This is a genomic window from Streptomyces sp. NPDC004838 (assembly GCF_053600955.1).
In genome coordinates this window covers 20,086-33,221 of record NZ_JBSGAW010000042.1, presented here as the reverse complement: position 1 = coordinate 33,221, position 13,136 = coordinate 20,086, and the positions used below count along the sequence as shown (strand labels likewise).

9 protein-coding genes are annotated in these 13,136 nt (G+C 69.5%); 5 read left to right on the top strand and 4 right to left on the bottom strand.

The annotated features are described in order from the left end of the window. Positions 1–113: 113 nt before the first annotated feature. Both ACWEFL_RS33350 and ACWEFL_RS33345 read right to left on the bottom strand, forming a co-directional pair. Complete coding sequence (locus ACWEFL_RS33350; RefSeq protein ID WP_451720139.1) at positions 114–1,196, bottom strand: sugar phosphate nucleotidyltransferase; 1,083 nt, start codon at positions 1,194–1,196, stop codon at positions 114–116. A gap of 88 nt (positions 1,197–1,284) precedes the next feature. Then, positions 1,285–2,724 carry an N-acetylmuramoyl-L-alanine amidase gene (locus tag ACWEFL_RS33345; protein ID WP_451720136.1) on the bottom strand — a complete coding sequence of 480 codons (1,440 nt, stop codon included), beginning with the start codon at positions 2,722–2,724 and terminating at the stop codon, positions 1,285–1,287. A gap of 135 nt (positions 2,725–2,859) precedes the next feature. Here ACWEFL_RS33345 and ACWEFL_RS33340 point away from each other — a divergent pair, with 135 nt between their 5' ends. The 4 genes from ACWEFL_RS33340 to ACWEFL_RS33325 all read left to right on the top strand — a co-directional run bounded on the left by ACWEFL_RS33340 (position 2,860) and on the right by ACWEFL_RS33325 (position 9,226). Then, a complete protein-coding gene (locus ACWEFL_RS33340; protein ID WP_451720134.1) occupies positions 2,860–3,612 on the top strand; it encodes a TIGR03089 family protein in 753 nt (250 codons plus the stop codon). Positions 3,613–3,812: 200 nt separating this feature from the next. Next, positions 3,813–5,441: an LCP family glycopolymer transferase gene (locus ACWEFL_RS33335; RefSeq protein WP_451720132.1), complete on the top strand. Its 1,629-nt coding sequence runs from the start codon at positions 3,813–3,815 to the stop codon at positions 5,439–5,441. A gap of 217 nt (positions 5,442–5,658) precedes the next feature. Beyond that, positions 5,659–7,422, top strand: coding sequence for an LCP family protein (locus ACWEFL_RS33330; protein ID WP_451720129.1), 1,764 nt, complete (start codon positions 5,659–5,661; stop codon positions 7,420–7,422). 28 nt (positions 7,423–7,450) lie between these two features. After that, positions 7,451–9,226, top strand: a complete 1,776-nt coding sequence (locus tag ACWEFL_RS33325) for an LCP family protein (RefSeq protein WP_451720126.1) — start codon at positions 7,451–7,453, stop codon at positions 9,224–9,226. 239 nt (positions 9,227–9,465) lie between these two features. Here ACWEFL_RS33325 and ACWEFL_RS33320 read toward each other — a convergent pair whose 3' ends face one another. Next, a complete protein-coding gene (locus ACWEFL_RS33320) occupies positions 9,466–10,485 on the bottom strand; it encodes a glycosyltransferase family 2 protein (RefSeq protein WP_451720124.1) in 1,020 nt (339 codons plus the stop codon). Between the two features lie 280 nt (positions 10,486–10,765). Here ACWEFL_RS33320 and ACWEFL_RS33315 point away from each other — a divergent pair, with 280 nt between their 5' ends. Beyond that, entirely contained in the window at positions 10,766–12,223 is a 1,458-nt protein-coding gene (locus ACWEFL_RS33315; RefSeq protein ID WP_451720122.1) for an LCP family protein, read from the top strand. 151 nt (positions 12,224–12,374) lie between these two features. On the opposite strand, the gene ACWEFL_RS33310 is transcribed toward ACWEFL_RS33315, so the two are convergent. Continuing rightward, positions 12,375–12,908, bottom strand: coding sequence for an acyl-CoA thioesterase (locus tag ACWEFL_RS33310; RefSeq protein ID WP_451720193.1), 534 nt, complete (start codon positions 12,906–12,908; stop codon positions 12,375–12,377). Positions 12,909–13,136 lie beyond the last annotated feature (228 nt).

Genomic DNA, 13,136 nt, shown 5'->3' with positions numbered 1-13,136 from the left:
CCCCTGCCACCGCGCCCGGCCGTCGCGTACGCCTGCGCGTACGGCCGCCGGTGCGCATCACCGCTGACATGACGTGCCGTGACGTGCACGTGCACGTCTACCGGTCCGACGAGCTACTGGTCCGACGAGAACCGCACCGCGCCCGCCGGGAGGACCGCGTCGCACCAGACGCGCGCGCCCGCGCGGAGTTCGTTGTCGGCTCCCACGGTCGCGCCGTCGCCGACGACCGTGCCCGAGAGGACGGTACGCGACCCCACACGGGCGCCGACGCCGACCAGGGACGAGGAGACCATCGCGCCCTCCTCGACGACCGCGCCCGCGAGGACGACACTGCCGTCGACGATGGCGCCGGGCGCGACGACGGCGCCCTCGCAGACCACCGTGCCGCCGGTGAGCTTGGCGTCCGGTGCGACGGTGGCGGATTCCAGGACGAGGCACTCACCGCGGGCGCCGGGCACCGCCGGGGACGGCGCCCGGCCGAGCACCAGGTCCGCGGAGCCGCGGACGAAGGCGTGCGGAGTGCCGAGGTCGAGCCAGTACGTGGAGTCGACCATGCCCTGGAGATGCGCTCCGGAGGAGAGGAGGTCCGGGAAGGTCTCCCGCTCGACGGAGACCGGACGGCCCACGGGGATCGTGTCGATGACGGAGCGCCGGAAGACGTACGCCCCCGCGTTGATCTGGTCGGTGACGATCTCCTCGGGCGTCTGGGGCTTCTCCAGAAAGGCCGTCACCCGGCCGTCCGGGTCGGTCGGCACCAGGCCGAACGCTCGGGGGTCCTCCACCCGTGTCAGATGCAGGGAGACATCCGCCCCCGACGACTCGTGCGTCGAGACGAGCGCCCGGATGTCGAGCCCGGTCAGGATGTCCCCGTTGAAGACGAGGACGGGGTCGTCCGGGCCCGACGTCAGCCGGTCCGCCACATTGCGGATCGCGCCGCCGGTGCCGAGCGGCTCCTTCTCGGTGACGTACTCCAGGTGGAGGCCGAGGGACGAGCCGTCACCGAAGTACGGCTCGAAGACCTCGGCCAGATACGAGGTCGCCAGCACGATCCGTTCCACACCCGCCGCCCGCGCACGCGCGAGCTGGTGGGTGAGGAAGGGGATGCCCGCCGCCGGGATCATCGGCTTCGGGGTGTTGACGGTGAGCGGGCGCAGGCGGGTGCCCTTGCCCCCGACCAGGAGGATCGCTTCTGTCACCTTGTCGTCTCTGCTTTCCTGATTTCGGGTCGGGACGGGCACTCCCCGGAGGCCGTCCGAAGGTACGCAGCTGGGGTGACACCCCCGGTCAGCGGCGTCCCTGGTACTTCGCGGAGGCGCTCCGGATGGTGCCGAGCTTGTTGTAGAGGCGTGCTCCAGGGCAGTCGGTCCGGAATCCGTCGCGGTGCCCGGAGATGACGTTGAACTGGACCTTCCTGCCCTTCTTGTACTTGTCACTCCCCGCGGACGTCAGCGTCACCTTGCCCTTGGGGTTGCCCTTGAACAACCCGAGCTTCCAAGCGGTCAACTGGGAAACGGCGTTCACGACGGCCGTCGGCGGATTGGTGTGACTATATGTCCCGAGGACGGCGATTCCCATGCTGTTGGAGTTGAATCCCAGCGTGTGGGCGCCGAGAACCGGCATCGTCACGCCTCCCGCCCTGCCTTCGTAGATGTTCCCGCACTTGTCGACGGCGAAGTTGTAGCCGAAATCGCGCCAGCCGCTGCTCACGACGTGGTAGCGGTAGATACTGCGGAGGACGGAGGGAGCCTGCTTGCAGGTGTACCCGTTGCCGGTGGCGGTGTGGTGGACGAAGGCCGCCTTCACCGGGCCGGTGTAGACGAAGCCCTTCTCCCGCAGCGACTCGCTGGCACCCCACTTCTTGCGGGTGACGATCGGCGGACGCGGACCGACGTACTTCTTCGCGGCGACCGCGATCTCGCGCCCGTTCTCGAGCATGGCCTGGCGCATCGCCGCGGGACCCGGTTCGGGCAGGGAGGCGGGCAGGGATGCTGACACGGACGCGGGCAGGGACGCGGGCAGGGACTTCGCCACTGAAGCGGGCGCCGCCTCGGGTGCCGACTCCGGCACCGACTCCGGTACCGACTCCGGTACCGACTCCGGCATCTGGGCGGGCAGCGCGGCCGGAGGCATCGCGCGCGTCGTCGGCGCGACGCGGGCCGGGGTCGGCTCCTGGCCGGGGTCGACCAGTTCGAGGCGCATCCCTCCCGGCAGCGGCGCGGATTCACCCGCCTCGGACCTGACCCGTACCTCCACACCGTCCGAAGCGCCCACCCACAGCGGGGCGGTGGCGCCGCGGAGCTTCGCCGACGAGCCCTCCTCGGTGGCGGGGTCGGCTCCGTGCTCGGCGGTGTGGGTCTCGACGTCCTGCCAGCCCGACCACTTGCCGGAGCCGGTCGACCGCGTGCGGATCTGGACGGTGCCGTGCAGTTCGGCGCGCGCGTCGCTCCAGACGACGCCGACCAGCGAGAACGGCTTCACCTTCTGTTCGAGCAGACCGCGTTCCTGTACGGCGGGTCCCAGCGACCGGGTGGACGGCGAGGACGGCAGCGCCGGCAGGGGAATCGACTGGGTGGAGCCGGCCACGTCCGGCTTCTGCACCACCTGTGGCGGGATCGCTTGTGGCGGGATGGTCTGTGCCGGGGCGGCAACCGCGCCCGAGGTCAGCGAGAGGACAAGCGCGGCGGAAGCCGCGACACCGGTCGTTGAAGCCAGGAATCCACGCATGAAGAGATCCTGAAACGGAGTCACCACTTCCGCATGTCGGAAATCCCCAGAAAACTGACGGCCCATCGGTCCGACCGGTGGACGCCGCGCCCGGTACGAGGGGTCGGCGGCGCCACTGCGCGTACCCTTGCGCGGGTGAACGCCAGCGACCGTACCCCCGCCGACCTGCTGCGATCCGCGCTCGCCTCGGATCCGGCACGCCCCTTGATCACTTTCTACGACGACGCTACCGGTGAGCGGGTGGAATTGTCCGTCGCCACCTTCGCCAATTGGGTGGCCAAGACATCCAATCTGCTCCAGGGCGACCTCGCGGCCGGTCCGGGAGACCGGCTCGCGTTGCTGCTCCCCGCGCACTGGCAGAGCGCGGTCTGGCTGCTCGCCTGTTCCTCGGTGGGCGTGACGGTCCAGATCGGCGGCGACCCGGCGGACGCGGATCTCGTCGTCAGCGGCCCGGACACACTGGAGGAGGCGCGCGCCTGCTCAGGGGAGCGCGTGGCCCTGGCGCTGCGGCCCCTCGGCGGACGGTTCCCGCAGACCCCGCAGGGTTTCGCCGACTACGCGGTGGAGGTGCCGGGCCAGGGTGACCGATTCGCCCCGTATGCCCCTGTCGACCCGGCGGCACCCGCGCTCGCGGTCGACGGGCTGGAGCTGAGCGCGGCACAGTTGGTCGGGCAGGCTCGCACGGACGCGGCGGAGCTGGGGCTGGTGAGCGGGTCCCGGCTGCTGACGGGCCGTGGGTACGGCTCGTGGGCCGGACTCTCGGCGGGGCTGTACGCGCCTCTCGCGGCCGGGGGTTCGGTGGTGCTCTGCCGGCACCTCGGGAAGCTGCCCGAGGAGGGCCTGCGGAAGCGGATCGAGAGCGAGCGGGTCACCAACACCGCGCCATGACAGGCGTTCCCGTACGACAAGCGTCCAAAATCCACCCACATGGCGCACATAAGGGCCGAGCCCTCAGGCTCAGTCCTCAACTCCGGTGGATGATCGGCGATACGCAAGTTTCAACGCACAACCAAGCGCTCGGCTCAACCGTCTACTCCTGAGATCGGCGGTCCAGCGCGCCGCTGACGCCATGAAGGACGGACGCAGAAGTGACGGACAGTGCCGGCCCGCCCCCCGAACCGGGTGGCGAGGCCGAGGATGACCGCGCGGCGGGCGCGGACGCCGCGGCAGGAGGCGGGCCGGAGGCCGGGGGCGCCGCCGCCGACGGACGCGCGCCCGGCACCTGCCCATCCGGCGACAGCGACGGCGACGGACCCGACTCCGGTACGTCCGACTCCGGTACGTCCGACTCCAGCCTGTCCGGCGCAAGCGCGTCCGCCCCCGGCACATCCGGCTCCGACGCGCAGACATCCGACGCTTCCGCCCCGGACGCGTCCGCACCCGCCGCCTCCGTCGGCGGCGCACCCACCCCGGACGCGTCCACACCCGACAAGTCCGCACCCGACAGGTCCGGCCACGGGCATCACACCCCCGCGCTCCCCGTCGAGCCCAAAGTCGCCGCGTCCTCCGAGCCCGACGCCCAGGAGCCCGACGGCGGCGCCGGAGCCGGCGAAGCCCCTCGGAAGAAACGTCACTGGATCCGCTGGGCCGCCCTCGGGACCTCCCTCGTCGTGCTCGCCGCCTCCGGCGCGGCCTGGTGGTTCTACCGGAAGCTCGACGCCAACATCACCACGGACACCACCGCCGCGGCCGAACTCCAGACGTACGAGAAGGAGCGGCCCGTCCCGATCGTGCTCGACGCCCAGAACATCCTGCTGCTCGGCTCCGACAGCCGCGCGGGCAAGGGCAACAGCAGATACGGCCGCGACGACGGCGGCAGCCAGCGCGCCGACACCGCGATCCTGCTGCACATCGCCGCCGACCGGCAGAGTTCGACCGCGGTGTCCCTGCCGCGCGACCTGATGGCGACCATCCCGGCCTGCCGCCGTGCCGACGGCAGCCGTACCCGCGAGCACTTCGGCCAGTTCAACTCGGCGTTCGAGATCGGCGGGGCGGCCTGCACGATCCGCACCGTCGAGCGGATGACCGGCGTCCGGATCGACCATCACATGGTGGTGGACTTCAGCGGCTTCAAAGAGATGGTCGACGCGGTGGACGGCGTCGAGGTCTGTCTCAAGGAGCCGGTGAACGACCCTGCCGCGAAGCTCAGGCTGCGCGCGGGCGAACAGACCCTGAACGGCGAGCAGGCCCTCGGTTTCGTCCGCGCCCGGAAGTCCCTCGGGGACGGCAGCGACACCGAACGCATGAGCCGCCAGCAGCACTTCCTCGCCTCGCTGGTGAAGAAGGTGCAGAGCGACGGCGTACTGCTCAACCCGGCGAAGCTCTACCCGGTGCTGGACGCGGCGACCAAGTCGCTGACCACGGATCCGGGACTCGACACGCTCAGGGATCTGTACGACCTGGCCCGCTCCATCCGCAGCATCCCCACCGAGGGCGTGCAGTTCCTCACGGTGCCCCGGCAGCCGTACGCGGCGAACCGCAACCGTGACGAGCTGGTGCAGCCGGCGGCCTCCCAGCTCTTCGAGCAACTGCGCGAGGACTCCCCGATCACCGTCGTACCGCCCGAAGGCTCCGGCCTCTCCGAGGGGGACGGGACGACGGGGGACGCGGAAAAGGGCGCGGATTCCCGACGGAAGCCGAACGACACCGGCTCCGGTACCCCGAGTCCCCGGCCTTCCTTCTCCGGTACGAATGCGGCGGTGGGCCTATGTGAGTAAAACGATGTCCAGGCACAGGTCCGCACCATACGGATTGGGTGGAATGCCCGCTTGTAAGGTGCGAGGAATTTTGCATGGGCGTCGCCCCGCGTTGAACTGGGCGGATAGTGTGGCGCGATCCGGTACTCCGGCTTGCGTCGTGCACTGCTGGATCGAGAGACCAGGCGCCCATCGGGGGAGGCGCTTCGCGTGGCAGCGACGGAGGATTCAGAAAACCGTGGATGCGCAGAGCCGTGGGCGGGCGGACGAGATCGACCCCGCCGACCAGTGGGTGCTCAACCCGCAGACCGGCAATTACGAATTGCGACTGGACCAATCCCCAGCGCAGTCGCCGGCGGGCCCTGAAACCTCCTCGACCCGTTCGAGAACCTCCAGGAGAACCTCCGGTAGGAGAACGCCGGGTCCACGCACCGCGCCCGAAGGGCACGCGGCGGAGGGCCGGACGGCCGCTCCGGGCCGCGACCTGCCCGCGCAGCGATCGCGCCGCGCGGGAGACGCCTCCGGAGGAACGAATCCGCCCGGTGGCGGCACGGGCCGCCGCAAGCGCAAGCAGCCCAAGAAGTCCCGCAAGAAGAAGGTCCTGATGTGGACCGGCGGGGTGGTGGCCTTCGCCGTCGTGGCCGGCGCGGCGGGGCTGTACTTCGTCTACGAGCAGCTCGACTCGAATCTCAGCACGGTCGATGTCGGGAGCGCGGGATCGGGCGGCTTCAAGAAGGACCAGGCCGTGAACATCCTGGTGATCGGCACCGACAAACGGACCGGTGCGGGCAATGAGTCGTACGGAGACCGCAACAGCCCCGGACACGCCGACACCACGATCCTCTTCCATGTCTCCAAGGACCGGACGAACGCGACCGCGCTCTCCATCCCCAGGGATCTGATCACCGACATCCCGTCCTGCGAGACCAAGACCGGCGACGGCACGAAGACGATCCCCGGCACCAGCAACACCCGGTTCAACGAGAGCCTCGGCCAGGCGGGACGCGATCCGGGCTGCACCATGAAAACGGTCACGGAGCTGACCGGGATCACCGTCGATCACTTCATGATGGCCGACTTCAACGCGGTGAAGACGATGTCGACGGCGGTGGGCGGGGTCGAGGTGTGTCTCGCCAAGCCCATCAATGACAAGGACTCCAAGCTGAACCTTCCGGCGGGCAAGCACGTTCTGAAGGGCGAGGAGGCCCTGGCATTCGTGCGTACACGCCATTCGGTGGGCTTCGGCGGTGACCTCAGCCGGATCGAGATCCAGCAGCAGTTCCTCAGCTCGATGATCCGGAAGATGAAATCGGGCGACACGCTCACCAGCCCGACGAAAATGTGGGACCTGGCGCAGGCGGCTACCAAAGCGCTCACCGTCGACACAGGCATAGGCAGCATCAAAAAGCTGCAGGACCTGGGAATGGAACTCGCGGAAGTGAATCCGAAGAACATCACTTTCGCCACCGTGCCCGTCGTCGACAACACGGACGGCGCGACGGTACTGCTCAACGAGAGCAAGGCCAGGCCGTTGTTCTCGATGATTCAGAGCGACACCTCGCTCACCGAGGTGCAGAAGAAGGAGAAGGCCGCTGCGAAGCAGCCGGGACCGCTTCAGGGGACCAGGGCGCAGGCATCCGACGTCCGGGTCGCGGTCTACAACGGCAGCGGCAAGCAGGGAGCGGCGTCCGGGACGCTGACATGGCTCCAGGAGCAGGGCGTACTGAAGTCGAGCAATGAGGCCAACGCCCCGCAGCAGATCGCCAAGACGACTCTGGAGTACGCGCCGAACCAGGCTGACCAGGCCCGCAAGCTCGCCGACCTCATGGGTCTGCCCGCCGCGGCTCTGCAGCAGGGCACCGAGGACGCTGTGGGGCGTGAGCCGATGAAGCTCACCCTCGGCGGCGATTTCAAGGGCGCCGGCCTCCCCATCGCCGGACCGGCAAAGACGCCGGAAGGCATTCAAAAGGTCGAAGCGGATAAACAGGTGTGCGCCAAGTGACCCGGATGCTCCGGGCTGCACGGCGTGCATGAGCACAGGGGGCTCAGGGGTGGAACAGAGAAGCGTGCGGGGGAAGGGGACTCAGGACGGCGTTCGGCACCCCCGTGATCTCGGGTGGGACGAGAGCCGGTACGACGGAGAAAGCGCGGGAGGAAGCGCCGCGGGCGAGAGCGCTTTCGGACGTCGTACCGAGGATCCTTCCGCGGGGGCACGGGCATCGGGCCGACGCCGCAGCTCCCACAAAGGGGGCCGGGGTGGCAGACGCGGCAGAGCAGCCGGAAAGCCTCGAAAGAGAGGGAAGTGGCGTGCCCTGAGATGGGTCGCGGCCATTCTGTCGCTGCTGATATTGGGCACCGCCGGCGCGGGCTACCTTTACTACGAGCACCTCAACAGCAAACTCAAGAAGGACGATCTGACGCTCGGCGGCAAGATGCCGGGCCACAAGGCCAACGCCGCCGGTCAGACGCCGCTGAACATTCTCCTGATCGGTTCGGACGCGCGTGACTCCGAGGCGAACCAGAAGCTCGGCGGCGCCAAGGAGACCTACGGCGGCACGCCGCTGGCCGATGTGCAGATGCTGGTGCATCTCTCGGCCGACCGCTCCAACATCTCGGTGATCAGCATGCCGCGCGACACCGTGGTGAAGATACCGAAGTGCGAGGATCCCGGCGGCAAGACGTACCCCGCGACGGGCTGGACGCTGACGAACACCTCCCTGGGGCGCGGCGGTCCGGGGTGCACGGTCGCCACCTGGGTGGCGCTGACCGGGATAACCATCGACCACTTCATGATGATCGACTTCGAGGGCGTGGTCTCCATGGCGGACGCCATCGGGGGCGTCCCGGTCTGTGTCGAGAGGAACGTCCACTCCCGCAACGCCAAGGGCGAGGGTTCCGGGCTGAAGCTGAAGGCGGGCACCACGCCGGTCAAGGGCGAGCAGGCGCTCCAGTGGCTGCGTACGCGGTACGGCTTCGACGACGGCACCGACCTCGCCCGTACGCGCGCCCAGCACATGTACATGAACTCGATGGTCCGGGAACTGCGGGCGAACACCAAGCTCACCGACCCCAACAAGCTGCGCAAGCTCGCGGAGGCGGCGATCGGCGCGCTCACCGTGGACGAGGGGATCGGCTCCGTCAAGAAGCTGTACGACATCGGCAACGAGCTCAAGAGCGTCCCGACCGGGCGCATCACGATGACGACGATGCCCAACGTCTACTCGAGCATGCCGGGCTTCAACGGCAAGGTCGAGCCGAAGCCGGGCGACGCCGAGCAGTTGTTCCGGATGGTCCGTGAGGACATACCCCTGGACGGGAAGGGGGCGAAGACCCCGAAGAAGAAGCCCTCGCCGCCTCCCGTGTCGCAGGATCCCGCCGCCCCGCCGGAGCAGATATCCGTCCGGGTGCAGAACGGCACCGACGGAGACGGCATGATCGCCCAGCGCGGCCGGGCGGCCGTCGTCGCGGGTCTGCTGGGCGAGAAGGGCTTCACCAGGACGGTGGCCGACTCCACCCGCAACCCGCAGAAGCAGACGGTCATCCGCTACTCCTCCGCCGAACTGGAGGGCGACGCACAGGCGGTCGCCAAGGCCCTCGGCATTCCGCTGACATCGGTGAAGAAGGCGGAGAACTCCCATGGAGCGGCGGCCGGCATCACCCTGACCGTGGGCTCGGACTGGCGTGAGGGCAACGCCTTTCCGAAGCGGACGGCCGAAAAGGACGACAAGACACCGGAGACGGCGAACCCGCTGGCGGGTGACGACAAGAAGGCGTGCATGCCGATTCAGCCGGGCTTCTCCTTCTAAAGCGGTCTCCTGCCGACGATGCCGCGCGGGGCCGGCCGGTGCGGGGCCGGGCTCGGCCCGGCCCGGCCCGGTCCGGTCCGGTCCGGTCCGGCCCGTGCTGGGTTGGGCCGGGTCCGGCGTCGGCGAGGGGGGAAGGCCCCCGGACAGCCGTAAGGACCCGGCCGCACTCAGGGAACTGGCGGCCGTACGGAACGGGCCGACGGAACTGGCGGCCGTACGGAACAGGCCGGCCGTACGGCTCAGGCGGACGCGGCGCTCCGCACCGAGGGCCGACGGCTCGCGATGACTTTCTTCGCCAGCGAGCGCGGACTGGTGAGGAAGCCGAAGCCCCACGACATATGCATGGTCGCCAGGGCCACCGGGATCCGCACCCGCGCCTTCAGCGGCAGCCCCTTGCCCGCGGGCACCGACCCGGCGGTGATCGCGGCCAGATATCCGGCGGGGATCACCAGCCCCCAGGGAGTGAGGGCCGCGCCCACGACGACGCCGGCGGCGATCGCGCACACGGCGACCGGCGGCGCGAGGTAGCGCAGATTGATGGAGCCCTGGTGGTAGCGGGCGACGACATGACGCCAGCGCCCGTAGTCCTTGTACTGCTTGGCGAGCGCGCGCACGGAGGGCCGCGGGCGGTACTGCACCCGCAGCTCCGGCGAGAACCAGATCTTCCCGCCCGCCTCGCGGATCCGGAAGTTCAGCTCCCAGTCCTGGGCGCGGATGAACTCCTCGTTGTAGCCGCCCTGCTGCTCCAGCGCCTCCCGCCGGAAGACGCCCAGATACACCGTCTCGGCCGGTCCGGCCGCGCCACCGGTGTGGAAGGCCGCGTTCCCGACGCCGATCTTCGACGTCATGGCGGCGGCGACGGCGTGCTCCCAGTCGTTCTCGCCCTCGGCGTGCATGATCCCGCCGACGTTCTGCGCCCCGGTCTCCTCCAGGAGCCGGACGGCGGTGGCGATGTAGTTCGCGGAGAGCATCCCGTGCCCGTCGACGCGCACCACGATCGGGTGACTCGACGCCTTGATGGCGGCGTTCAGCGCGGCCGGCGTGCGCCCGGTGGGGTTGGGCACGGTGTGGACCCGTGAGTCCTCCCGCACCAGCTCGGCGGCGATCTCGTCGGTGCGGTCCGTGGACGGGCCGAGCGCGATCACCACCTCCATCTCACCGTCGTACTCCTGGTCGAGGATGTGACGGACCGAGTTGCGCAGATGCCGCTCCTCGTTGAGGACCGGCATGATCACGGAGACAGGCGGTGTGGCGTTCATCAGTCGCCACGTTACCGCGAATGGGGGACACGGAAGCGCGGCGGCCGGGCGGTGCGACCTACCGCCGATCATATCGGCCTACGGTGTGCTGGATTCGCCCTTGTAGCCGCACCTGTCCTCACTCGTCCGAGTATCGAGCCCTCTGTACCGAATCACGAGTTTCGAATCACGAGTTCCGAATCACGAGTGCCGGGTCCCGAGTGCGGGGCCCGAGTTCCGGGGTCCGGCCTCACGAGTCCCGTATCTCGCATCCCGAGCCGCTTCCGGAGGTGTCCGTCTCGTGTCCACACCGCCCCACTCCCCACGTCCCCGGCCGCGCCCAGGGCCAAGGACCAGGACCAGACGACCGGCCGGCCGGCCGCGCTGGGGCCTGCGGGCGGCCACCACGTTCTCGGTGGTCGTCCTGGGCGCGGGCGCGATCGGACACGCGCTGATGACCGGGGTGGACACCGGGATCAGCCGGGTCGACCCCTTCCGCGACATGAAGAACCGCCCCGAAAGCGGTCGCGGCATGAATCTGCTGCTCGTCGGCACCGACGGCCGCGACCGGATCACCAAGGGCGAGAAGGAGCAGTACCGACTGGGCGGCGCGCCCTGCAACTGCACCGACACGATCATGCTGGTCCACATCTCGGGGGACCGTGACCGGGCGAGCGTGGTGAGCCTGCCGCGCGACAGCTACGCCGAGCTTCCCCCGCACACCGACCAGAACAGCGGCGACCAGCACAAGGCGCATCCGGTGAAGCTGAACGCGGCCTACGCGGAGGGCGGGCCGGCCCTGACCGTACGGACCGTCGAGCAGATGACCAAGGTGAAGATCGACCACTATCTGGAGGTCGACTTCACCAGCTTCATGAAGACGGTGGACGCGATGGGCGGGGTGGAGATCTGTACCACCAGCCCGATGAAGGACAAGTACACCGGCCTCGAACTCGCCGCGGGCACGCACAAGATGAACGGTGGCCAGGCCCTCCAGTACGTCCGCTCCCGCCATGTCGACGCCGCGTCCGACCTGGGCCGGATGCAGCGCCAGCAGCGCTTCCTCGCCGCCCTGATCAAGCAGGCGACCAGCAGCGGCATCCTGATGAATCCGGTGAAGTTCCGTGAGGTCTCCTCGACGATGCTCGGTTCCGTACGAGCCGACCAGGACTTCGGCACGGACGAGATGCTCGCCCTGGGCCGGGCGATGCGCGGCTTCTCGGCGTCGTCGTCGGAGTTCACATCCGTGCCGGTCGTCCCCATGGGCCAGGTCAAGGGCATCGGCTCCGCGGTGAAGTGGGACCGGGCGAAGGCGGACCGCCTCTTCCAGATGATCCGCGAGGACAAGCCGCTCGCGACCGGGCGCGCGAAGAAGTCGGCGCAGAAGGCCAAGCCGGTGGAGGTCTCCCCCCAGCAGATCCGGGTGCAGGTCTACAACGGCACCCGTTCGGACGGCCTCGGCCGCAAGGTGGACGACGGGCTGCGCGCCACCGGCTTCAACACGACCCGCGCCCCGCTGAACGGCGACGGCCCGGAGGTCGCGCGCACCTACATCTCGTACGACCCGCGCTGGGACCGCTCGGCGAAGTCGCTGTCGACGGCACTGGGCGGCTGCGAGATGCGGCCGGTGGAGGGCCAGGGCCAGACCCTGCGGGTGACGGCGGGCAAGGACTTCAAGAGTGTGGTCCCGGTCCGCGCGGAGAACGCCTACCAGGGCGAGTTCGGGGCGGTGACGGGCGACCAGGTGGTCTGCCCCTGAGAGTGCCATGGAGCCCGGTGGCCGATGCCGGTGGCCGGAAGTGGCCGTCGGCGGGCATCGGCCGGGCGACGGACCCGACGGACCGACGGACCGACGGACCGACGGACCGACGGACCAGGTTGAGGCCACGAACCCCACCGGCCCGACGGAGCTACCGTGACGGCGCTTCCTGGTCCTCCATGCCGTCCGCCGCGCGCCTCTCCCGGAGTTCCTTGATCGCGCGACGGCGGGCGAGCCGGTGGGTGCGGCGGATCTGGGCTTCCTGGTAGCGCCGCTTGTCCCGCTCGGTCTCCGGGATCACGGGCGGTACGCGCCGGGGCTTGCCCTCCTCGTCGACCGCCGCGAAGACCAGATAGGCCGAACCCACCTGCTGCGCGGGGGTCGACTCGTTCCAGCGCTCGGCCATCACGCGTACGCCGACCTCCATCGACGACCGGCCGGTCCAGTTCACCTGCGCCTTCACATGAACCAGGTCACCCACCCTGACCGGTTCCAGGAAGACCATCTCGTCCATGGAGGCGGTGACGGCGGGCCCTCCCGAGTGCCGGCCCGCGACCGCGCCCGCGGCGTCGTCCACCAGCTTCATGATCACGCCACCGTGCACCGTCCCAAGGAGGTTGGTGTCGCCGCCCGTCATGATGTGGCTCAGGGTGGTACGGGACGCGGCGGTGGGCTTGCCCGGCATTCCCGGTGACGCCGATGCCTCCGCTGTACCCGATGCCCCCGCTGTACCCGGACTGTGCGGACTGTACGGACCGCCGGGTATCGCGGACTCCGAACGCGCGGCCTGTTCTGTCATGCCCTCCACCCTATGCGCGGATCCGGAACAGATGTGACCGGCACAGACACCCCGGAAGGCGACCCGCGTCACGTACGTGCGATCTGGCAGGTGCATTGCATCAGCTTGGCAACA

Excerpts from the sequence above, each read along its gene's own strand:
- ACWEFL_RS33345 (WP_451720136.1), bottom strand. The coding sequence starts at position 2,724 with ATGCGTGGATTCCTGGCTTCAACGACCGGTGTCGCGGCTTCCGCCGCG.
- ACWEFL_RS33325 (WP_451720126.1), top strand. The coding sequence starts at position 7,451 with ATGAGCACAGGGGGCTCAGGGGTGGAACAGAGAAGCGTGCGGGGGAAG.
- ACWEFL_RS33320 (WP_451720124.1), bottom strand. The coding sequence starts at position 10,485 with ATGAACGCCACACCGCCTGTCTCCGTGATCATGCCGGTCCTCAACGAG.
- ACWEFL_RS33310 (WP_451720193.1), bottom strand. The coding sequence starts at position 12,908 with ATGCCGGGCAAGCCCACCGCCGCGTCCCGTACCACCCTGAGCCACATC.